The organism is Bartonella clarridgeiae ATCC 51734 (assembly GCF_000518185.1).
Taxonomy (GTDB): domain Bacteria; phylum Pseudomonadota; class Alphaproteobacteria; order Rhizobiales; family Rhizobiaceae; genus Bartonella; species Bartonella clarridgeiae.
In genome coordinates, this window is sequence record NZ_KI912398.1 from 32,155 (window position 1) to 54,665 (window position 22,511).

At 35.5% G+C, this 22,511-nt stretch carries 21 protein-coding genes and 1 pseudogene; 4 read left to right on the top strand and 18 right to left on the bottom strand.

From position 1 onward, the window contains the following. Nucleotides 1-86 precede the first annotated feature (86 nt). The 4 genes and pseudogenes from T420_RS0106445 to T420_RS07270 all read right to left on the bottom strand — a co-directional run. Nucleotides 87-1,970, bottom strand: coding sequence for an ABCB family ABC transporter ATP-binding protein/permease (locus T420_RS0106445; RefSeq protein WP_013544880.1), 1,884 nt, complete (start codon nucleotides 1,968-1,970; stop codon nucleotides 87-89). A gap of 130 nt (nucleotides 1,971-2,100) precedes the next feature. After that, nucleotides 2,101-2,769 (bottom strand): DUF421 domain-containing protein, encoded by a 669-nt coding sequence (locus tag T420_RS0106450; RefSeq protein ID WP_013544879.1) that lies wholly within the window; start codon nucleotides 2,767-2,769, stop codon nucleotides 2,101-2,103. 44 nt (nucleotides 2,770-2,813) lie between these two features. Beyond that, entirely contained in the window at nucleotides 2,814-4,322 is a 1,509-nt protein-coding gene (cysS, locus tag T420_RS0106455; RefSeq protein ID WP_013544878.1) for a cysteine--tRNA ligase, read from the bottom strand. A gap of 505 nt (nucleotides 4,323-4,827) precedes the next feature. Continuing rightward, nucleotides 4,828-5,010 (bottom strand): annotated as a pseudogene (locus tag T420_RS07270) (SOS response-associated peptidase family protein); the annotation flags it as partial. A 772-nt stretch (nucleotides 5,011-5,782) separates the two neighbouring features. Here T420_RS07270 and T420_RS0106470 point away from each other — a divergent pair. After that, nucleotides 5,783-6,160 (top strand): TIGR02301 family protein, encoded by a 378-nt coding sequence (locus tag T420_RS0106470; protein ID WP_026501239.1) that lies wholly within the window; start codon nucleotides 5,783-5,785, stop codon nucleotides 6,158-6,160. 774 nt (nucleotides 6,161-6,934) lie between these two features. Here the strand turns inward: T420_RS0106470 and T420_RS0106475 are convergent. Then, nucleotides 6,935-8,263 (bottom strand): dihydroorotase, encoded by a 1,329-nt coding sequence (locus T420_RS0106475; RefSeq protein WP_013544872.1) that lies wholly within the window; start codon nucleotides 8,261-8,263, stop codon nucleotides 6,935-6,937. Between the two features lie 63 nt (nucleotides 8,264-8,326). Here T420_RS0106475 and ygfZ point away from each other — a divergent pair, with 63 nt between their 5' ends. Beyond that, nucleotides 8,327-9,193 carry a CAF17-like 4Fe-4S cluster assembly/insertion protein YgfZ gene (gene ygfZ, locus T420_RS0106480; protein WP_013544871.1) on the top strand — a complete coding sequence of 289 codons (867 nt, stop codon included), beginning with the start codon at nucleotides 8,327-8,329 and terminating at the stop codon, nucleotides 9,191-9,193. Beyond that, nucleotides 9,193-9,822, top strand: a complete 630-nt coding sequence (locus T420_RS0106485; protein WP_013544870.1) for an HD domain-containing protein — start codon at nucleotides 9,193-9,195, stop codon at nucleotides 9,820-9,822. Before ygfZ ends, T420_RS0106485 begins: the two co-directional genes overlap by 1 nt. 146 nt (nucleotides 9,823-9,968) lie before the next feature. Here T420_RS0106485 and panB read toward each other — a convergent pair whose 3' ends face one another. The 11 genes from panB to rpoZ all read right to left on the bottom strand — a co-directional run bounded on the left by panB (nucleotide 9,969) and on the right by rpoZ (nucleotide 19,311). After that, nucleotides 9,969-10,784: a 3-methyl-2-oxobutanoate hydroxymethyltransferase gene (gene panB, locus T420_RS0106490; RefSeq protein ID WP_013544869.1), complete on the bottom strand. Its 816-nt coding sequence runs from the start codon at nucleotides 10,782-10,784 to the stop codon at nucleotides 9,969-9,971. A gap of 13 nt (nucleotides 10,785-10,797) precedes the next feature. Then, nucleotides 10,798-11,643 (bottom strand): pantoate--beta-alanine ligase, encoded by an 846-nt coding sequence (gene panC / locus T420_RS0106495; protein ID WP_013544868.1) that lies wholly within the window; start codon nucleotides 11,641-11,643, stop codon nucleotides 10,798-10,800. 19 nt (nucleotides 11,644-11,662) lie between these two features. Continuing rightward, entirely contained in the window at nucleotides 11,663-12,409 is a 747-nt protein-coding gene (recO, locus tag T420_RS0106500) for a DNA repair protein RecO (RefSeq protein WP_026501240.1), read from the bottom strand. A gap of 4 nt (nucleotides 12,410-12,413) precedes the next feature. Next, on the bottom strand, nucleotides 12,414-13,316 hold the full coding sequence (era, locus tag T420_RS0106505) for a GTPase Era (RefSeq protein WP_013544866.1): 903 nt from the start codon (nucleotides 13,314-13,316) through the stop codon (nucleotides 12,414-12,416). Then, a complete protein-coding gene (gene rnc, locus T420_RS0106510; RefSeq protein WP_013544865.1) occupies nucleotides 13,313-14,017 on the bottom strand; it encodes a ribonuclease III in 705 nt (234 codons plus the stop codon). The genes era and rnc overlap by 4 nt, the downstream gene beginning before the upstream one ends. Nucleotides 14,018-14,031: 14 nt before the next feature. Further along, complete coding sequence (gene lepB / locus T420_RS0106515) at nucleotides 14,032-14,814, bottom strand: signal peptidase I (RefSeq protein WP_013544864.1); 783 nt, start codon at nucleotides 14,812-14,814, stop codon at nucleotides 14,032-14,034. A gap of 79 nt (nucleotides 14,815-14,893) precedes the next feature. Then, nucleotides 14,894-15,295 carry a holo-ACP synthase gene (gene acpS, locus T420_RS0106520; protein WP_013544863.1) on the bottom strand — a complete coding sequence of 134 codons (402 nt, stop codon included), beginning with the start codon at nucleotides 15,293-15,295 and terminating at the stop codon, nucleotides 14,894-14,896. Between the two features lie 20 nt (nucleotides 15,296-15,315). Then, nucleotides 15,316-15,894, bottom strand: a complete 579-nt coding sequence (locus T420_RS0106525) for a DUF2062 domain-containing protein (protein WP_013544862.1) — start codon at nucleotides 15,892-15,894, stop codon at nucleotides 15,316-15,318. 80 nt (nucleotides 15,895-15,974) lie between these two features. Continuing rightward, nucleotides 15,975-16,553 (bottom strand): orotate phosphoribosyltransferase, encoded by a 579-nt coding sequence (pyrE, locus tag T420_RS0106530; RefSeq protein WP_013544861.1) that lies wholly within the window; start codon nucleotides 16,551-16,553, stop codon nucleotides 15,975-15,977. Between the two features lie 12 nt (nucleotides 16,554-16,565). Continuing rightward, nucleotides 16,566-18,794, bottom strand: a complete 2,229-nt coding sequence (locus T420_RS0106535) for a RelA/SpoT family protein (protein ID WP_013544860.1) — start codon at nucleotides 18,792-18,794, stop codon at nucleotides 16,566-16,568. 118 nt (nucleotides 18,795-18,912) lie between these two features. Continuing rightward, nucleotides 18,913-19,311 (bottom strand): DNA-directed RNA polymerase subunit omega, encoded by a 399-nt coding sequence (gene rpoZ / locus T420_RS0106540; protein ID WP_013544859.1) that lies wholly within the window; start codon nucleotides 19,309-19,311, stop codon nucleotides 18,913-18,915. Nucleotides 19,312-20,242: 931 nt separating this feature from the next. On the opposite strand from rpoZ, the gene T420_RS0106545 reads away from it, so the two are divergent. Further along, nucleotides 20,243-20,911 carry a uracil-DNA glycosylase gene (locus T420_RS0106545; protein ID WP_013544858.1) on the top strand — a complete coding sequence of 223 codons (669 nt, stop codon included), beginning with the start codon at nucleotides 20,243-20,245 and terminating at the stop codon, nucleotides 20,909-20,911. Between the two features lie 35 nt (nucleotides 20,912-20,946). Here the strand turns inward: T420_RS0106545 and smpB are convergent, their stop codons facing one another. Both smpB and dapA read right to left on the bottom strand, forming a co-directional pair. Next, nucleotides 20,947-21,423, bottom strand: a complete 477-nt coding sequence (smpB, locus tag T420_RS0106550; RefSeq protein ID WP_013544857.1) for an SsrA-binding protein SmpB — start codon at nucleotides 21,421-21,423, stop codon at nucleotides 20,947-20,949. A gap of 18 nt (nucleotides 21,424-21,441) precedes the next feature. Next, nucleotides 21,442-22,326 (bottom strand): 4-hydroxy-tetrahydrodipicolinate synthase, encoded by an 885-nt coding sequence (gene dapA / locus T420_RS0106555; RefSeq protein ID WP_013544856.1) that lies wholly within the window; start codon nucleotides 22,324-22,326, stop codon nucleotides 21,442-21,444. Nucleotides 22,327-22,511: the final 185 nt, after the last annotated feature.

Sequence of the window (22,511 nt, forward strand, 5' to 3'; positions counted from 1 at the left end):
ATTTAATAACTAATAAATATTGTTCTCCCCCTATTTGTATATTTAATCAATCACTATACATAAACTCGGCTACCACTTTATGTAATTTATTTACCACGATTAACAACACCTAGTTCATCCTCCTCACGCATTTTTCGTAATTTCTCTTCAGCTTGTGAAACTTCAAGCTGCTTATTCCACATTGATGCATATAAACCTTTTTTGCATAAAAGATCAGCATGTGTCCCTTTTTCAATAATACGACCATTTTTGAGCACCAATATCTCATCTGCACCAATTACAGTTGAAAGACGATGGGCAATAATCAATGTTGTACGCCCGCAGCTTACAACATTCAATGCCTGCTGTATCTCCTGCTCTGTTGTTGTATCAAGAGCTGCAGTTGCTTCATCTAAAATAAGAAGCGGTGGTTCTTTTAAAAGTGCTCTTGCAATAGCTAAGCGTTGTTTTTCACCACCAGATAATTTAAGGCCACGTTCACCAACTAAGGATTGAAACCCCTCTGGAAGCATTTCTATGAATTTCGATATCTGAGCTATTTTAGCAGCTTTGCGCATCTCTGCATCTGTAGCATTTGGACGTCCATAATAAATATTATATGCAATTGTATCATTAAATAAAACTGTATCTTGTGGTACCATACCAATTATTTCACGCAAACTTTTCTGAGTGATATCACGAATATCCTGTCCATCTATGGTTATTGAACCCTCATTAACATCGTAAAATCGAAAAAGTAACCGAGAAATAGTTGATTTACCAGCGCCTGAAGGCCCAACAATCGCAACTGTTTTACCCCCAGGTACTTCAAAATCAATATCTTTGAGAATTGGACGAGCTGAATCATATGAAAATTTCACTCGGTTAAACCGGATAGTACCATCGGTCACCACAAGCGGTTTAGCATTTGGTTTATCAATAACTTCTTGCGGAACATCCAAAAGATCAAACATCGCTTCAATATCAGTTAAACCCTGCCGAACTTCACGATAAATTGAGCCAATAAAATTCAATGGAATTGACAACTGCATTAAAAGCGCATTAATAAAAACGAAATCTCCCAAAGTTTGCATCGCGTGAGCTACTTCGTAAGCTGACATTAACATAAGAATAGTCATCCCAATACCAAAAATAAGGGCTTGACCAAAATTAAGCCAGCTTAAAGAAGTCCAAATCTTCACCGCAGTTTTTTCATAACCGGCCATAGAAGCATCAAATCGACGCGCTTCTAGAGTTTCATTGCAAAAATATTTAACTGTTTCAAAATTCAATAAAGAATCAACTGCACGCGTATTTGCTTCTGTATCCGCCGTATTCATCTCTTTCCGAATACTAATACGCCAATCGCTTGCCTTAATCGTAAACCAGGTATACAAACCAACCGTTATCACAACTACAAGAAAATAATACCATCCATAACTTATATAAACAATAAATGCTGTTAGAATAAATTCTAAAATAGTTGGGATTGTATTAAGAATTGAAAATCGAACAACTGCTTCAATTCCCTTTGTGCCACGCTCAATAATGCGAGAGAGACCACCAGTTTGTCGTTCCAAATGGAAACGTAAAGATAATCCATGAAGATGAACAAAAGTCTTATATGCTAATTGGCGAATAGCGTGTTGTCCAACGGTCGCAAAAAGAGAATCGCGTAATTGGTTAAATCCAGCTTGAGCAATACGTGCAACATTATAGGCTAAGACTAATATGATAAGAACCGCCCAAGTAGATGGAAACCACACAGGTAACTTAAGACTCATATCAAGCGCATTCATAGCATATTTAAAAAAATATGGAACAGATATGAGAATCAGCTTTGCTAAAACAAGGTAAAATATCGCCCATACAACACGCATTTTTAGATCAGATCGATCTGATGGCCACATATAAGGCCATAAATTATAAAGTGTGCGTAGGGTTTGACCTGAAGCCGCTGACACAGTTTTTACAATTCTATTCTGTTTCATAAAGTCTTTACTTATTTAATACACAAAAAAACAACGCTTATATTGCTCTTTCATAGATCATATCATACCTCTTGTTTACCTCTAGTAAATTACACAATAAAATGACATTAAAAAAAAATGACACTTAAAATTAAACCGTTTTTGGAAAAGGAACAAGAAATAATCCACTATAAAATTTATTGTTTTTATCTGTATTCTCATACCATTCTGCAGCAAATAAATCTTCAACTTTTACATGTTGCTTTTTCAACTCTGCCTTAAGCCATTTCTTTGTTTTACCAATCTCTCTAAGATTTTCTTCGAGTATTTCGCCATTTGTTACTAAAATGACAGACTTCTTACCCTCCTCTTTTTTAACAACAGAGAAATCACCATTCGTTTCTAATCGAACAAAATCTGCTTCATATAAACTACACCCTTTAATACTTAACATTGCAGCCAGATCATTCACACAGATCCCTAAACGCTTAATCTCATTAAGCTGAAATACACCATCTACAACAAGTTTGACATTTCCTCCTGCAATAAGTCGGTGAAAAAACACTGAATATCGTGCAAGAGAATTAAAAGATGTAATTAAGATTTGCCAAATAAATAAAACAAATAACAATTGGATACTACTAATATTTGAATTATAAATAACTCCTCCAATAATGCCCCCCATAACAAAATTACTCACCAAATCAATTGGTGTCATTTGGCTGAGACTACCACGACCTGTTGTTCTTAAAATCAACAAAAAAGCGACAAGCCCCACAACTAGCTTAAGTGCGATATATCCATAACTATATAATTCCATCAAATTCTCTCCTCATATTTATGAGAGCTGCTAGAATATGGGAATTATAGTCGTTTCATCTCCCACGTGGTTATACGCTCACCAGTCTGCGGATCCTTACTATCTTTTAAGAAGATCCCCCCTGCTGCAAGCTCATCACGAATTTTATCCGCAGCTGCCCACTCCTTATTATGGATAAGACAAAGCCTTTCAGCAATACGCTGATCAATAAATTGTAAATCAAAATGCATCTTGCTAATGAAAAGAGGACATTCTTTTTTCTTAACCAATTCTTGTCGCAATAACCCCAGAAAATCCATACCATGTGCAAGAGCTACAGCATTTTGTTCTTTATAAAATTTTCGTAAAATAGTAATTGTATTCGATGTATTAATATCATTACTTAATGTTTCAATTAAAGAAGAATCAACAGATTGATTATTATCAGAATAATATTTTTCACGACGAAGCAATTCATACCAGCGATACAACTCACTACTAGATTTTACTAAACGCTGCATTGTCCAATTTAAAGGTTCTCGATAATGCGTTTGTAACATTGAAAAACGTATAGATAAACCAGCCCAGATCCGTTTTACTTCTTTTGATAAAACATTCGCAAACTCGAAAAAATCATTCTCTAAGAGTGAACGAATAGTAATGAAATTCCCAAGACTTTTAGACATTTTTTTGCCTTCAACTTGCAAAAAGCCATTATGTATCCAAAAATTAGCCATCCGTTCTGTGCCAAAAACTGAACAACTTTGTGCAATTTCATTTTCATGATGAGGAAAAATCAAATCACTACCACCGCCATGAATATCAAAAATATTTGCCGTTGGATCTTCACAAACTAAACCACCACCATAAGGAGACAATAACTTCGCCATCGACATTGCTGAACATTCAATATGCCAACCAGGACGACCTAAAACAGAAATTCCTGCTGGTGATGTCCAACCAGGTTCTCCTTGAGCAGAAGGTTTCCATAAAACAAAATCCATTTCTCCCTTTTTATAAGAAGCTACATCTATACGTGCTCCTGCCCTCATTTCATCAAGTGATCGTTTTGCAAACATACCATAACGAGGATTGTCTCCCATACTACTGACAGAAAATAATATATGATCATCTGCTATATAAGCGTATCCCTTTTCAAGAAGCCTTTCAATCAAAGACCGTATTTCCTCCAAATGATCCGTTGCACGCGGTTGACTGGTCGGCTGCAAACAACCAAGCGCTAATGTATCTTGCTGAAATTGATAAGATGTATACTCCGTTAATTGATGAATAGCATTGTTAAGTTCTAGATCGGGATACTGGAGAGCTGCTTTTGCATTAATTTTATCATCCACATCGGTGATATTACGGGCGTATATGACATGGTTCTCACCATAAACATGACGTAATAAACGAAATAAAACATCAAAAATAATAACAGAGCGGGCATTACCAATATGGGCGTAATCATAAACTGTTGGACCGCAAACATAAAGGCGTACTTTAGTCGCATCAATCGGTTTAAAATCCTCTTTCTTCCGTGTAAGCGTATTATAAAAGCGCAACTTTCCCATCATCACACTCCATTAGTGATACTCCTTAGTCATTCCTTATATCATCGCACTAATAGCACTGTTTGCAAAGAAATATTGCCCTGTTGCATCCGCTAGCATCTTATATAACATAAAAAAATAGCAATAATGCTTATTAACAAACACACTAACTATTTGTACTCAGTGTACTCAGATAATTAAAATAAATCAAACTGCTCATTTTTTTGAAAATTGGATAAATCAGCTGTTTGATTTTGCAAAGATACAGCCTCAAAAATATCTGGTAATGTATAAGTTATCTTATTAACTTTATTTGAAATATTATAAAATTCAAAATCATCATATACTGGACTTACTATAAGGTCGATAACATTATTTCCCTTGTAATGATAACAATCAAGCCACTGCACAATATTGTATTATTACGATTTATTATAACAGGCATAGGATGATTAATGGCAGATAAAGATGCTGAAGCACATAATCGTGTAATAATTGCAATAATCGTGTAATAATTGCAACTGTATCAATCTCTAATCCATCCACCATCCCAGGTTTCCATAAGCTCTGCAAAACCAATAAGTCCTATATCGTTACGATAAATAAAATAAGGTTGTAATTTTTTCATATCATATTTTTTCCATTCAAAAAATCCACTTGCCGGTATAATCACGCACCGATAATTAAATGCATGAACAAAAGATTTTTTCTCTTTGACTGTTTATGAACAAATATTGAATATCAATAGTCAACTATCTAATTGCTTAACCCAAGAGAGAATAAATCTCCAACGTGCAAAAAAATTATGAAAAGGAAAATTAGAAGATGTATATTTATAAAATTCTCGGTCGCAAATTACTTAAGATAGATTGAAATGGTGCAATATTATCGAGAGAGCAAATCACCTTCAATCCAGTAACAAAACTCTTTCGACATCTGCTGAAATGTCGCATAGAGTAAAAATCTACCGCACATTATTATTGATTACCCTTTTCAAACATTACTGATAAAAATGTAATTTGAAAATAAAAATCTATACATACATTTTTTATAAAATATAGAGTTAATTTCTTTTATATTCCAACAAAGAGATATCTATTTTATGCTAAAAACAATAATCTGTTTTTATTAATGAAGCGAAGTCATTTTATTAGTTATTATTAGCAAATGTTAACTGCCTTTATGTATTGAAAAATTTCCCTAAAGATAGAATCACTAACAAAAAACACTATGTAATCTTACGGGGAAAAGAAAATTGATTGCATGAGAAAAAACAAATAATCTAAAATGCTTAATTTTAATATTTTCATAATTATTTTCTTATTGTCATCATACCCTAAATATCTATTACACATCTATAGCGAATAAGAATGAGTGAGCTATTTTTTGACTATATTTATCAACATATAGTCCACAATAAGACTTCTCTATCCATTATTGATAGTTTATAGAGATACAGTTAAAAGTGAGCAATAAAAATAATGAATAAAGTATTGATAAATATCATTTTTTTAATTTTTTTCTTAATTTCAAAACCAACCTTTGCACAACAATTTCCACCATATCATATCAAACTTTTACGATTAGCAGAAATTTTAGGATCTCTGCACTATCTACGTAATCTTTGTAGCCATCCAACAAACCAATGGCACGACCACATGGTTGCATTAATTGAGGCAGAAAAACCAACACCACAAAGACGTGCTCACCTATATGAAACCTTTAATGCAGCTTACAGGGCTTTTTCAGCAAATTATCATCGTTGTACAGATTCAGCAATCGAAGCAGATCAAAGATATGTAAAAGAAGGAAACGCATTATCGACAAGTTTACTTAACCATTTCAACAATGAAAACTAGAAAACAAACTGACAAAACTCTTATTCAATTTATATAAGTAACTATAAAAAATAAATTAATTTATAGGAAGGAAATACAAGAAATTTTATCTCTGATAAACATGCATTTTTGCTATTCTTCTATTATAAATCTCTATAATCTTCACATTTCTAGATTTTTCGATTGAATTTTCTCTATCTTTATCAACTTTACCCAGCGCTCTTCGTATTACTATAAAATGCACTCTATCTGAAAGCCTCAGGATCAGTAGATATACCTATCATAAAATAATATCTTATGATTTTCTGAAAAATTCCAAATTAATAAAGTTTTCAAATCTTACCAACTTGTTAGATGAAGGCGCACTAGAAAATTGCTGATTAAGATATACTATTAGCTGAAGAAGCAATTTTAGTAGATTGTCTTTGTGTATCATCATCGTTACAACAAGAAAGTAATTATTCGAATAATTATTACTCTTACCAAAGTAATTAAAAAAACGATCCTAATATCCAATAAATCCTTTTTTAGCTAATATGCGGCATCACCACATAGTTGATTTGCTTTATATACAAAATATCAGCTTTTTATTGAGCAAATTCAAATAATTAAGAGAAAAAATTGGCAAAAAGAATGTACTCTATAGAAACACATTTAAAAATCCCACTCCTATTATAATCTTCCCAAGTTCTATAATAATACTAATAAAATCAATATATTATATTGCATAAAACTTATATTGAATATTTTGAATTAAAAAATTATGCAATAACACTTATCATTTTGCAAATTGCACTACAATAATGATTCTGTAAATCTAACAGGTTCACCTTGCGAAGGCGTAACAATTTCACCTTCCCACATAACCCTCCTACCACGAATAATTGTTCCCACTGGCCATCCTTTTACATTTTTACCATCATAAGGCGTCCAACCAGCACGTGAACCAACTAATTCATTTACAATAATTTCCTCCCGTTTAAGGTCAACAATAGTCAAGTCAGCATCATATCCAACAGCAATACGCCCTTTACAGCTTATACCAAAAACGCGATTAGGACCATGCGAAGTAAGATCAACAAAACGTTCAAGAGAGATTTTCCCCGCATTAACATGAGTAAGCATGATTGCTACTGTTGTCTGTACACCTGTTATCCCCGAAGGAGATAAGGGATAAGGCTTATGTTTCTCTTCAAACGTATGAGGAGCATGATCAGAACCTAAAATATCGATAATACCTTGCTGAACCCCATACCAAAGACCCTCACGGTGATGTCTTTCGCGAATAGGCGGATTCATCTGAATTAATGTACCAAACCTTTGATAATCATCAGCACTCAAAGTCAAATGATGCTGAGTGACTTCAACTGTCGCTATATCTTTATGATCTTTCAAAAAATCAACTTCTTCCACCGTAGAAAGATGTAATATATGGATACGTGCTCCTGTTTCACGTGCAATTTTAACTAAACGTTGTGTACATTGTAAAGCTGTAACCTCATCACGCCAAACTGGATGTGATGATACATCCTCTGTAATATAAAAAGCTTTACGTTCTTTAAGTCGTGTTTCATCTTCAGAATGAAAAGCTGTGCGACGGCGTGTATTTTGCAAAATAAGACGCACACTTCTATCATCATCCACTAGGAGATTACCTGTCGATGATCCCATAAATACTTTAATTCCAGCAACACCAGGAAGTCTTTCTAAATCTGCCAATTCATAAATATTGTCACGCGTTGCTCCAACCCAAAATGCATAATCACAGTGCATCCGATGAAATCCACGTTTAACCTTATCATTCAAAGTTTCTTCCGATATCGTTAATGGATTGGTATTTGGCATTTCAAATACTGCTGTAACTCCTCCTAAAACAGCAGAACGAGAACCACTTTCCAGATCCTCCTTATGTTCATTACCCGGCTCACGAAAATGAACTTGACTGTCAATTATACCAGGCAAAATATGAAGTCCTGTACAGTCGATTACCTCTCCACCAGACGCGCATGTAAGATCGCCAATTTCAACAATACGACCATTCACAACACCAATATCGCGCTTGCTGCTACCATCATGATTAACAAGCGTCGCACCTTTAAAAATTGTATCAAATGTTTTAAACATAGCCATGCTCCTTGTATATCGCCTTTCCATCGTTATGTAACTCCGCCCAGAAAGGCAAGAACCATGATTGAAAAACAGAATGCCATAAATTTAAAAAATCGTAAGATTATTAAAGTTACAGGTGAAGAAGCAACACATTTTCTGCAGGCTATTATTACTACGGATGTAAAAAAAATAAACTCACGAGAGCTCTTTCCTGGTGCCCTCTTATCCCCACAGGGAAAGGTTATCGCTGATTTTCTCATCAGCAAAATAGATCAAAATTATATGATTGATATCGCGGCTTCTTTAGCTGATGCTTTTCACAAGCGTCTCATCCTCTATAAACTTCGTAAAAAAGTAGAAATTACAAAACCATCACAAGAGATTATTAATGTTTTTTGGCAAAATGAATCAGATAATTTAAATTTTGATTCAAGTTTTACAGATAAGCGATTTCCAAAGAAGGAAAAAGTGGTACGAATTTATGGAAAAATTCCTTTTCTTACTCCAGAATGTAATGCTCATTGGGATCGAATGCGTATCCATTATGGAATAGCTGAAAGTGATCAAGATTATGAAATAGGTAAAGTCTTTCCCCATGATATTAATTATGATCAAATTCATGGACTCTTCTTCAACAAGGGATGCTATATTGGACAAGAGGTTATTTCGCGGATGCACCATCGCAGGACAATTCGCCGCCGTTTTTTAGTGGTCAAAAGCCAATACCCCTTAACCTCAGGTTCTACCGTTAAAGCAGGCACAAAAATACTTAGTCAATTGGGAACATGTGTCAAAAATGAAGCTTTGGCCTTAATGCGTATTGACCATGTCAAAGAAGCTATGGACAAAAATTTTCAATTTACAGTAGATAATGTTCCTGTAACAATTAATATTGCTGAAAATATGAATTTCACCTTCCCTGAAAGCTCCGTAGAGGTTGACTAATGGCTAAAACTGAATTATCACAAGATGGAACAGCGCGTGCGTGGCAAAGAATGCTTTCTGGTCGACGGCTTGATTTACTTAATCCTTCTCCTTTTGATGTTGAAATTGAGGATATTGCCCATGGCCTCGCTCGCGTTGCACGTTGGAATGGACAAACAAAAGGAGAATACCCTTATTCTGTTGCACAACATTCACTTTTGGTCGAACAAATATTTCAGCAACTTTTTCCACAATCTTCCAATGAAGAACGTCTCTTTGCTCTTCTCCACGATGCACCAGAATATGTTATTGGTGATATAATTTCACCTTTTAAAGCTGTTATAGGAAAACATTATGAGCTCGTAGAAAAACGCCTACAAGACATCATTCACATACGCTTTTCTCTACCTGTCAATCCACCTCAAAAGATCTTAAAAAAAATCAAACAAGTTGATCGCATCGCTGCTTTTTATGAAGCCACCACTCTTGCTGGTTTTAGTAGAGAAGAAGCTCTTCGTTATTTCGGTCATCCAAATAATATTTTACCTGATGAACTCCATTTGCAACCATCTTCCACACAACAAATTGAAAATTCCTTTTTAATTCGTTTTAATGATATTGATGTTCAAAGATCACATTCTGGTTTCTGACTTTTTTTGTCATAACTGAAAAAATATAAAATTCTACTATCATACTGCCATTACTTTTGAGGTATTGAGATTCTATTGTATCTCTCCCTATGAATCTCTTCAAAAATTACTTCATCCCTTTGTAGAATTTCCTTTATAAACTGAATTTATTTAAGCTTGTAAACCTCTGATTCATCTGGAAAAACGCGTGATTTAACATCATTCGCATAATCCCTAATTGCTGTATCCATCGCTTGCTCGAAAACACCATAACGACGCACAAATTTAGGTACATAAGTACCATAACCTAACATATCTTCCATCACTAAAATCTGTCCATCACACTGATTGGACGCACCAATACCAATAGTAGGAATAGAGAGATTCTTTGTAAGCTTTACCGCTAATGGCTCTACTACCCCTTCCACAACAACAGAAAAAGCACCTGCTGCTTCAATTGCTGCAGCATCAGCTTCAATTTGTAACCAATCACTTTCATTACGTCCTTGCATCTTAAAACCACCAAAACGATTCACCGCTTGTGGTGTGAGACCAATATGACCCATAACTGGAATACCACGACTGCATAAAAAACCAATTGTTTCTGCCATATAAGCACCACCTTCAAGCTTAACTGCACCGCATCCTGTTTCTGCAATAATACGGGATGCATTAGCAAAAGCTTGTTCTGAACTTTGCTCATAAGAACCAAAAGGCATATCGACAACAACAAGAGCTCGTTTAGAGCTACGCACAACCGCTTGTCCATGCAAAATCATCATATCCACGCTAACAGGGAGTGTCGTATCAAAACCATATACAACCATACCAACGCTGTCACCAACCAAAAGTAAATCACAATGTGAATCAGCAATCCGAGCGCTATAAGCCTGATAAGCTGTTAAAGCAACAATCGGTTCTTGTTTCTTTCTCGAACGTATTTCAGAAGCAGTAATACGCTTTATAGTTTTATGAAAACTCATTTTTTCAGCCTTTTTATTGTAATATGCATTGATCAATAAGTCTGACTTCACCAAAGCAAACGGTAAGCAATAAAACCGCAGGTGTGTTTAATTCCTTTTTAATCACGCACAAAGTTTCCATATCTCGTAAATCTATTGATTCAATAACAATACGCGGTTCTTTATGTAAAACAGAGCGGACAACTGTGCACAATTTATCAACGGATCGTTCACCTTGCTCATAAAGTCTCTTAACAACTTTAAGGCTTTCAGGAATAACCTTTGCAGCTTTGCGATCTTCTAATGTCAAAAGCTTATTACGTGAAGAACTAGCAACTCCATCTGCATCACGTAAAGTAGGTACACTAACAATTTCAATAGGAAAAGCCAAATCTTTAACCATACGACGGATAATCAAAAGCTGTTGAAAATCTTTTTCCCCAAAAAAAGCTTTATCTGGTTGAACAATATTAAAAAGTTTAGCAACAACACTAGTCACACCACAAAAATGTCCTGGACGTAATTTCCCCATCAAAATACGTGATAATTTTTCTACTTTTACAACTGTCTCATTGCCTAGCGGCCACATTTCTTCTACAGAAGGCACAAAAACATATTCAATATTGGCTTCTTCCAATAAAGCGCAATCACTCTCTAGATCCCTTGGATATACATTAAAATCCTCACGGTGACCAAATTGCTTAGGATTAACAAATATAGAAACCACTACACAATCACACATTGCCCGTGCTTGTTGCACCAATGCAAGATGGCCATCATGCAACGCCCCCATAGTCGGCACAAACCCAATTGAAAGCCCTAAACGTCGTTCCTCTCTGAGGTATTGACGCAACTCAGCAATTGTTTGCAAAGTTTGCATTCTATCCACTTTCATAAAATTAAAATGTTGACGCCTTCATACAAAATCGCCGTTCAAACAATTGTATCAAACTAATACGCAAAGACGGCTGTTTTATACCTCTCTCTTTCCAAACATAGCGTGTTAAAAAAAAATCTGTCAGAATTAGCCCCTTCTTTATATCATTAAAATCAACAGGACAAATGGTTTTTCGTGCAAGAAATTGTGGTAAAAATAAAAGCTTATCTTTCCAAGGACGTCCTACTTCCTCACACACAGCACGTCCCGATTTTGGAGAAACATAACAAAGTTTTTCCTGGCGACCTGTTACAGCACAACAAGACAAATCGAGCCCAAAACCAAGTTCCTCAAGCAGTAGAAGCTCAAAACGCACAAGTAATTCAGCATTTATAAATGGATCATCAAAATTTTGCATAAAAAAATATAACATATCATACAAAACGGGATGAGGATCACGCTCAGGAAGAAGCCGCAAATGAGAGGCCATCAACTGGAAGGAATAAAGCGCTTCTGGTAAAACTATCAATCTTGAAGCATGTAAATCAAGCGCTTCAAGCCTAAATAATCCTAAATGTTCATCTAAACGTGCCCACCATTCAGCTTCAACAAAATTTCCAGGCTGAAGAAGAAAAGCCATACGACGAGAACGTCCCCCTTTTACAATTCCCATATAGCGACCACGCTGACGTGTCATAATTTCAAGAATAACGCTCGTTTCACCATGTTGGCGTGTACCGAGAATAATAGCTTGTTCTTTCCATTTCATTGCATTAAAAAAAATCCAATCCCATCTCTTGATAACGCTCTGGATTAGAGTCCCAATTATCACGTACTTTCACAAATAGAAAAAGATGAACCTTCTGTCCCATAATATCCATTAACTCCTTACGTGCTGCCTGACCAATAGCTTTAATGGTGCCACCTTTTGCTCCTAAAACAATTTTTTTCTGGTTATCACGTTCTACATAAATGACTTGACTAATTTTAACCGAACCACTTGCACACTCTTCCCAATTTTCTGTTTCAACTGTTGAGGAATAAGGAAGTTCTTGATGTAGACGAAGAAAAAGTTTTTCACGCGTAATTTCAGCAGCAAGCTGACGCATAGGCATGTCAGAGATTTGATCTTCTGGATAATACCATGGCCCCTCTTGCATGATTGTACTGAGATAATACAGCAAATCCTTACAACCAGAACCATTTAAAGCTGAAATCATAAATGTCTGCAAAAAATTCACTCGCTCATTCACTTTAGCAGTTAATGCTAAGAGAGATGATTTAGCAACCGTATCAATTTTATTCAGAACAAGAATTTTATCTTGTTCAACACTTTTTAAAATATCTAACATTGCATCAACTTCATCTGAAAGACCACTCTGGACATCAATCAGAACCAGAAGAATATCAGCATTCTTCGCACCACCCCAAGCAGCAGACACCATAGCCCGCTCTAATCGCTTATGAGGACGAAAAACACCTGGTGTATCAATTAGAATAATTTGGGTCTTATCATAAATTACAATACCACGAACTAAAGTCCGCGTTGTTTGTACTTTATGTGTTACAATTGATATTTTTGTTCCAACTAACTGATTAACTAACGTTGACTTTCCAGCATTAGGCACACCAATGACCGCAACAAAACCTGAACGTGTTTTAATAACATCATTCATTGATTATGTTTCCCCTTTGTTTCCCATATACCTTCACGTCGCAAGATTCTTTCAGCTGCGTCTCTCTCGGCTTGACGTTTAGAACTACCTCGCCCTATCTCAGATGCAAAACCACAAATACTTACCTCGACTACAAAGATCGGATCATGATCTGGACCACAACGCTGTAGAACCTGGTAATGAGGATGTGCTCTATCTTTTGTATGAGCCCATTCCTGCAACTCTGTTTTGGCATCACGGCGACCAGCATTCATTTTCTTTGCTCGATTCTGCCAATATTTTTGAATGAAAGGTCGAACGCTCTCTAAACCTCCTTCAAGATATATTACAGCGATTAAGGCTTCAATGACATCGGCATACATATTAGCTAACCGACGACCTTCTAAGTTTTTCATTTCACAACCAACACGAATCATATTGGGTAAACCCATTTCCAATGCAATATCGGCACATGTTTGCGCATTTACCAAGCCATTTAAACGTACTGATAATTCACCTTCACTCGCTTGTGGAAAAATTTGATAAAGCATTTCAGCAATTAAAAGCCCAAGAACTCGATCACCTAAAAATTCTAATCTCTCATAATTACCCTGCTCTGAACTTTGTACACTGGAATGTGTCAATGCTTTTTTCAATTTATCTGCATCTTTAAAACTATGCTCTGTCAGCCTCTCCAGCTGATCAATAATTTGATGCTTCATCACTGAATTCTCACTTATTTATCAAGCGGAAAATAGCGAATATTATGAACAAAAGAAAATAAACGATCCCAGCGCACATCAAATGGCCAACGCCAAATCTGCCACGCGCTCGAACCATTACTAATAGAGAAAAAAATCAAATTTGCTCGACCAATAAGATTCTCATCCGGAATATATCCCACACCCAAACGGCTATCATCTGAATTATCACGATTATCACCCATCACAAAATAATGTCCTGGTGGAACCTCAAAGGTCTTTGTGTCATCAACCTGAGGAATAAAACCTAAACTAAGTGTATTATAACTTACACCATTAGGCATTGTTTCGCGATAAACATCAACAGGGTGGCTAACCTCTGTCACATCAGGATCATCAATCTTACCCATAAACTGACGTGGAACAGCTTTATCATTGATATAAAGAACACTTTGACGAACTTGAACACGATCACCCGGTAAGCCAACAACACGTTTAATATAATCAATATCCGGATTACTAGGTAAACGAAAAACCAAAACATCCCCACGCTTAGGCTGGGATGCCCAAATACGTCCTGAAAAAATAGGAGGAGAAAAAGGTATAGAAAAACGAGAATACCCATATGCATATTTGGAAACAAAAAGATAGTCCCCCACCAGCAAAGTAGGACGCATCGAACCAGAAGGAATAGTAAAAGGCTGAAAAAAAAGTGTGCGAATAATTCCAGCCAAAAGCAAAGCTTGAATTAAAACAGAAAAAAATTCAACAATCTCACTTTTTTTATCTTTTTTTTGCGTTTTCTCTTCTTGTTTCATCTTGTACTACCTTTTTATAGATAAAACTTATTTTGGCATCATAATACCCAAATAATAAAAGCACAATCTCTCATGGAATCTATCCACGTGGAAGTGCTTCTATAATAACAAACGCCTGCGCCCAAGGAAAATCATCTGTTATACTGAGATGAATGATCACTTCATGGTGAGGAGGTAATAATTTTTTTAATTGCATGAGTGCGCAATTCGCTAACTTCATAGTCGGTTTACCGGATGATAAATTAACTACCCCCATATCTTTCCAACTAATACCACATGCAATCCCTGTTCCTAAAGCTTTAGCACACGCTTCTTTAGCAGCAAATCTTTTAGCATAGGAATTAGATCGATGATAGAGACTTTCAGACTTTTCCTGCTCAACATCTGTAAAAATACGCTGGATAAAACGGCTACCATAGCGAACCAACATTCTCTCAATCCGTCTTATATCAACTATATCATTGCCAAGACCAATAATCATAAAATATTACCTGAACTTTTTTACTTTGAACATCTTTTCTTCACCATCTTGTGACAGCGATTTTTTTGAAAATGAATTATTGTTCTATAAACACCTATATAAGACAAACTACCAAAAATAAAACCTAAAAACATTCCACCTACAAGCATCGGCATCATAATCAAATCCCATGTTTCCAAAAAAAATGGCCATGCTCGCGAAAACGTTAAACCATGGAACATAGTGCGAATTTGTGAAAAAGAAATTTCATCCCTATTACCAAAGAACAATAAAAATAAACGACCTATCTTATAATCAGCCATAACAATAAAAAGAAATGTCAGTGGATTAGAAAAAACAGTCCCGATAATTGCTGCAGCAAAATTACCACGTAAAACCCAAGAAAAAAATATTGCTAAAATAATGTGCAATCCCAAAAAGGGAGAACAAGCTGAAAAAATGCCAATCGAAAACCCCAATGCCACTTTATGAGGTGTTGCAGATATACGTAAAATACGTTTACGCATATAATAAAATGAACGAATAAATAGACGACACAGAAAAAATCTACGTCGAACACGCTCTCCAAAATTCATCGGTGTTCGATGACTAAAAAACATATGGTTACTCATATATACCTTGTACACACTAAATAATGCTTATTATTTCAAGCACTTTCATAGAAAAATTAAAAAAACTATCAAATATTTCGGCTCCCTGGCTTAACCGCTGGAAGCACAGCAAGTTCAGAAGGCAAAGCATTAGCATCATAAGATGCAATTTCATACTCAGCAAGTGAAATCAGTGGAACTCCTAAATCAACCTTGCCACCAGACCTATCAAGAATACATGCACTTGCTACCACATTGGCTTTTGCTGCAACCAATGCTTCAATTGTCTCACGAATAGAAAGACCCGTTGTCACAATATCTTCAACAATAACAATCCTCGCATCTTTTTCAATTTCGAAACGACGTAATTGGAATATACCATTCACACGCTCCACCCAAATAGAAGGAACACAAAGATGACGTGAAGTCTCGTACGAAGGAATGAGACCACCAATTGCAGGCCCAACTATATAATCAATTTTTCCCTCCACATATTTCTTAATTTTTTGAGCCAGAGCGTAACACAGCTTTTCGGTAAGATTAGCATGCATAAATACTTTTGCCTTTTGTAAATAAATAGCACTATGGCGACCTGATGTTAAAATAAAATGCCCTTCTAAAATAGCATCTGCTTGTCTAAAAATATTAATCACATCTTGTGTATTCATTGCACAATCTCTTTATCCATAAACTCGATGCACCATATTCACTGATCTTGCTCTTTTTAACTGAGAAAAGATACGATTTAAATGTTTTAAATCCCAAACCTCAAGATCAATGATAATTTCTGTAAAATCTGTCGCCTTACGAATAAAAAATAAATTTTGAATATTGGCATCATTGACAAAAATAATCTGAGCAATTTCAGCTAAAGAACCAGGACTATTCACAGCTAAAATATTGATTCGAGCAGGAAAACGTTCACTCATCTCAGAATCAATATCCCAACGTACATCAATCCACCGTTCTGGCTGATCATGATACGCCATTAAAGCCGAAGATTGTATTGGATAAATAATAATACCCGCACCTGGTTGCATAATACCAACAATTTGATCTCCCGGCACAGCCCCCTCAAGAGAAAATTGTACTGGAACATCCCCTTTCGTACCTTGAATAGATAATACTCTATATTTATGTTCTTTCTTTGAAGTTTTGCTTTTTTTATTCTCAAGAATCTTAAAAATCATACCTTGAGCATTTTCAATATTAAACCAACTTCTTTCCTTAAACTTAAACGAGGGTTTGTTTACCACATAATGATCTTTATAATTTGGATAAACTGCTTTAACTACATCTGTAGCAGCTAATTCACCACGCCCAACAGCTGCTAATACATCTTCCACATCCTTACGCGCTAAACGCGGTAAAATCTGCTTAAGCATGTCTTGCGAAAATTTTTTTTCTATGCATTCAAATGAACGTTCAAGAATACGATACCCTAAACCAGAATATTGCTTATGTATTGTTGAACGTGTTGCTCGACGAATTGCAGAACGTGCCTTTCCTGTTACAACGAGCGATTCCCACGCTGCCGGCGGAGATTGAATCTGCGAGCATATAATATTAACCTCATCACCATTTTTTAATTTGGTCATTATAGGCATAATACGACCATTGATTTTTACTCCCACACAAGAATTGCCAATATCGGTATGTACTGCATAAGCAAAATCAATAGGTGTAGCACCTTTTGGAAATGCAATTAACTGCCCTTTCGGAGTAAAACAGAAAACCTGATCATGGAAAAGCTCAAGCTTTGTATGTTCTAAAAACTCTTCCGGATTATCGCCATCCGATAAAGATTGAATTGTTTGACGCAACCATTCATAAGCATTAGTCTCACTTGATAATTTTGATGCTGAATAATCAGAACCATGATCTTTATAAATAGCATGTGCCGCAACACCATATTCGGCAATCTTATCCATTGCACTAGTTCTAATTTGTAATTCAACGCGTTGTCCTGAAGGACCAACAATCGTTGTATGAATTGAACGATAATCATTTTGTTTAGGTATGGAAATATAGTCCTTAAAACGTCCAGGAACCATCGGCCATGTGGTATGTATAATACCAAGAGTGCGATAACAATCATCTACACTCTCAACAATCACACGAAATCCAAAAATATCAGATAATTGTTCAAAAGATAAGACCTTGCTTTCCATTTTACGAAAAACTGAATAAGGCTTTTTCTGACGACTTTTAACATTGGCTTTAATACCATTTTTTAAAAAAAGTTTTGTCAATTCTTTTTCAATTGTGGAGAGCAAATCGCGATTGCGCTTTGATAATTCAGAAAGCCGATCAATAATAGTACGATAACCTTCTGGATTTAAATAAAAAAAAGAAAGATCCTCCAACTCTTCACGCATATCTTGCATACCCATACGGCCAGCAAGTGGCGCATAAATGTCCATTGTCTCTTCAGCAATCCACCGACGCTTATCATCACGCATAACACCAAGGGTGCGCATATTATGAAGACGATCTGCCAGTTTAACTAGAAGAACACGAATATCATCAGAAATAGCAATAAGAAGCTTACGAAGATTTTCTGCCTGCACAGCTTTCTTCGATACAAGATCAAGCTTATTAAGCTTTGTAAGTCCTTCAACTAACTTACCAATTTCAGATCCAAAAAGCTGATCAATTTCTGCTCTTGTAGCATTCGTATCTTCAATTGTATCATGTAAAAGGGCAACAGCGATTGTTGCTTCATCTAAGTGCATATCCATTAAGATAGCGGCAACTTCTAAAGGATGAGAAAAATAAAGATCACCTGAAGCACGCTTTTGATGACCGTGCTTCCGCATTGCATAAACATAGGCTTTATTCAATAAATCCGCATTTACGTCAGGTTTGTAACGCTGTACACGCTCAACCAGCTCACACTGACGCATCATATAGGTATATCCTCAGAAATTTTGTAACTTAAACTATTACTGAATATTCTATCAATAAATAAAAAACAAATCTACCAAATGATAATCTATGTATTACTTTTTCAATAAGACATAGCCATTAATAATCATCATTTTTCTCTGGTACAACTAAACTTTCAATACCTGCCAAAAGCTCTTCTTCTGACATGTAATCAAATGCACTATTGCCCTCTTCTGATGAAGAGCCCAAAACATCTCCGGATTCGCTTGAATGAGAAATGAACTCCATTGCTCCTTCTGGTTCATCGACTTCCACATACTTTTGTAAAGAATGAATAAGATCTTCTTTTAAATCAGCAGGAGATAAAGTTTGATCTGCTATTTCACGTAAAGCAACAACTGGATTTTTATCATTATCACGATCGATTGTAATCTGTGCACCTTGTGAAATCTGACGAGCCCTATGCCCAGCTAAAAGCACCAACTCAAAACGATTATCAACCTTATCAATACAATCTTCTACTGTTACACGGGCCATTTATGTCCCTTTCTTCAAGATTCAAAAATTAATGATTATCGCAAAATATATACAATAATCAAAACAAAAAACAAGAAAAACAAAATACGCCTTATTATTTTTTCTAAATAATTATTTTTTCTAAATACACTAAAACTCTTAGAAAGATTTTAGTTTATAAAGATACTAAAATTCATAAATTTTTGAAAAAAAATAATTTCAAACTATTTCATTCTTAATAACACAGTGATTATCATAATTAAAGAAAATGGATTACACAAAAAAGTAAGCGCGTTCATCAAGAAAAAATCACAATGTAACGCATTGATCTATCTCTTCTCTATCATATTCAATTCATAAAAATTGATTTAGAATATGATTTAGAAATAATGAGAACTGATAGCATATTACAGTTAAAAACTAATCGCAGAGAACAGTGCTTTGATCAAATAGACTGCTACGAAACACTATATTAGAAAGACATGTAGCATGAATACTCTTCCCCCCTTCCACTATTAAATTAAAATTACCTAACCCAAAAGCATCTTTAAAAGATATAACTCTTTTTGATCTATAACTATACGAAAATGAAGTTTACTATAATCAGTCCCTCTTCAGAAGAACCAAAAACCTCGATTAAACACCTACCAAAACACACTTTCTATGAATCCCTAGTTCTTACATTCTATGTTAAGTCATCAACATCACAGACTTTATAGATAACAAAGAGATTTAAACTCATTTGGTACTGCGTTAGTCAATACATTAGCAACTAATCGTAGCAATACATATTCTCGCTACAATACAATCAGTGATAAATTCATCTTAATCATATTGTGGAAAAAATCCTTGTATGCATTATTAAGACTGTTTACAAAGATATACTCTACTGAATACCAAATAAAATAACTTAAAAAGATTTTTGATAAAACATAATTGGTACCTGCAATCTATGAACAGTAAATTAACATCATTGTGCCCAGAACCACCCCCAAATTGTAATCTGTGCCCTCGCCTAAACAACTTTATCGCCGATTGGCGTATTAAAGAACCCCATTGGCACAATGCACCTGTAAGTCCATTTTTTCCTCATAAAGGAGCTGCAACAACACGCCTTCTTATTGTCGGACTTGCTCCTGGATTACGTGGAGCAAACCGAACTGGACGCCCTTTTACAGGCGATTATGCTGGTCATCTCCTTTATTCCACTTTAAAAAAATTCAATTTCGCTCAAGGTACCTTTGCAGAAAGACCAGATGATACACTCGAGCTCATTGATGCAGCAATTGTTAATTCAGTACGTTGTGTACCACCAGACAATAAACCCACTGGCGCTGAGATCAACACTTGTCGGCATTTTTTTTCACCTCTTTTAACAAACCTTCCTCAGCTCAAAGCTATTATTACTCTTGGTAGCATTGCTCATAACTCCACTATACGAGCTTTAAACGCAAAAATCGTAGTACACCCTTTTAGTCATGGAAAAGTCAGTGATATCGGTAGATTACGTATTTTTTCAAGCTATCACTGTTCACGCTATAATACTAATACTGGCCGCTTGACAGATACTATGTTCCATCAAATCTTCCAAGCAGCAAGAATATATTTAAATCAATGTTGAAATCTCTTAACAAAGATATGTAAATTTCCTCTCTATTATCGATGCTTTCTCAAAAGTCGTGCTTTTTCACGCCCCCAATCACGCTTTTTTTCTGTTTCACGTTTATCATGAAGTTTTTTACCACGCGCCAAAGCAATCTCCAGCTTAACACGTCCTCGCTCATTAAAATAAAGTTTAAGTGGAGTAATAGTCATTCCCTCACGAGAAACTGCATTAAAGAAACGTGCCATTTCACGCTTTGAAAGTAATAATTTACGCAAACGACGTGCTTCGTGATTAAAACGATTCGCTTGCGTATATTCAGGAATATAAGCATTAATCAACCATAATTCCCCTTTCTCAAAGTTAGCATAACTTTCAGAAATATTGGCATGATTGGAACGCAAAGATTTAACTTCTGTTCCTTGAAGAATAATACCGACCTCAAGAGTATCAAGAATTTCAAAATTGAAACGTGCTTTACGATTATCCGCAATAACTTTTCGTATTGATGCAGTCTTTTTTTTGTTCATGGCTATTTCAACACCATTTTATTCTTTAATAAGACCTGCATGTTGCAAAGCAGCATCAATAATTCTCTTTGTAGTATCCTCTAATGGAACAATCGGTAAGCGAACAGTATCACTACAAAGTCTTAATTTTGCAGTAGCATATTTAATACCTGCTGGATTTGGTTCAATAAATATTCCGCAATTGAGAGGAATTAAACGATTATTTAATTCTAATGCTGCATTATAATCACCACGATGACAAGCAGTATAAAGCTCTGCACAAAGCTTTGGAGCAACATTGGATACAACTGAAATACACCCCACACCTCCATGTGCGCAAAAGCCTAACGCTGTTCTATCGTCACCGGAGAGCTGTATAAAATTCTGACCACACTTTTCTCGTTGTTCACTCACCCGCTCAATTTTACCTGTTGCATCCTTAACACCAATGATATTTTTGAAGTCCTGATAAAGATTTTTCATAGTTTCTACAGCTAAATCGACAACAGAGCGCCCAGGAATATTATAAATCACTATGGGAATAGAAACAGCTTTCGCAATAGTAGAAAAGTGAGCGTATAATCCTCTTTGATTAGGCTTATTATAATAAGGGGTTACCACTAAAACTGCGTCTGCACCTACTTTCTCTGCATGCTGTGCAAGCTCTACAGCCTCATCTGTGCTATTTGATCCTGCCCCTGCAACAACAGGAACGCGCTTAGCAACCTGCTCAACACATAATTCTACAACTTTCTTATGTTCTTCATGACTCAAAGTAGCTGACTCGCCTGTTGTTCCAACAGGACTCACACCATGAATACCTTGTCCGATTTGCCATTCAACTAAATTACGAAACGACTTTTCATCAATAACACCATCTTCGTTAAACGGCGTAATCAATGCAGTTATTGCTCCCTTGAGCATAATAAACTCCCGATAATGTTTAACTTTATTTTATTTCCAATAACCACCTCATTGTAAAACATAGTCTTGCTCTATAGCTGAAGCAAGTTGAATCTCATAAAGATCTTACAATATTAGTATTAGTCTATATTTTATACTTTATATCTTTGTATGCTGAATATTTCCTAAAAACGCAACCAAGCCGT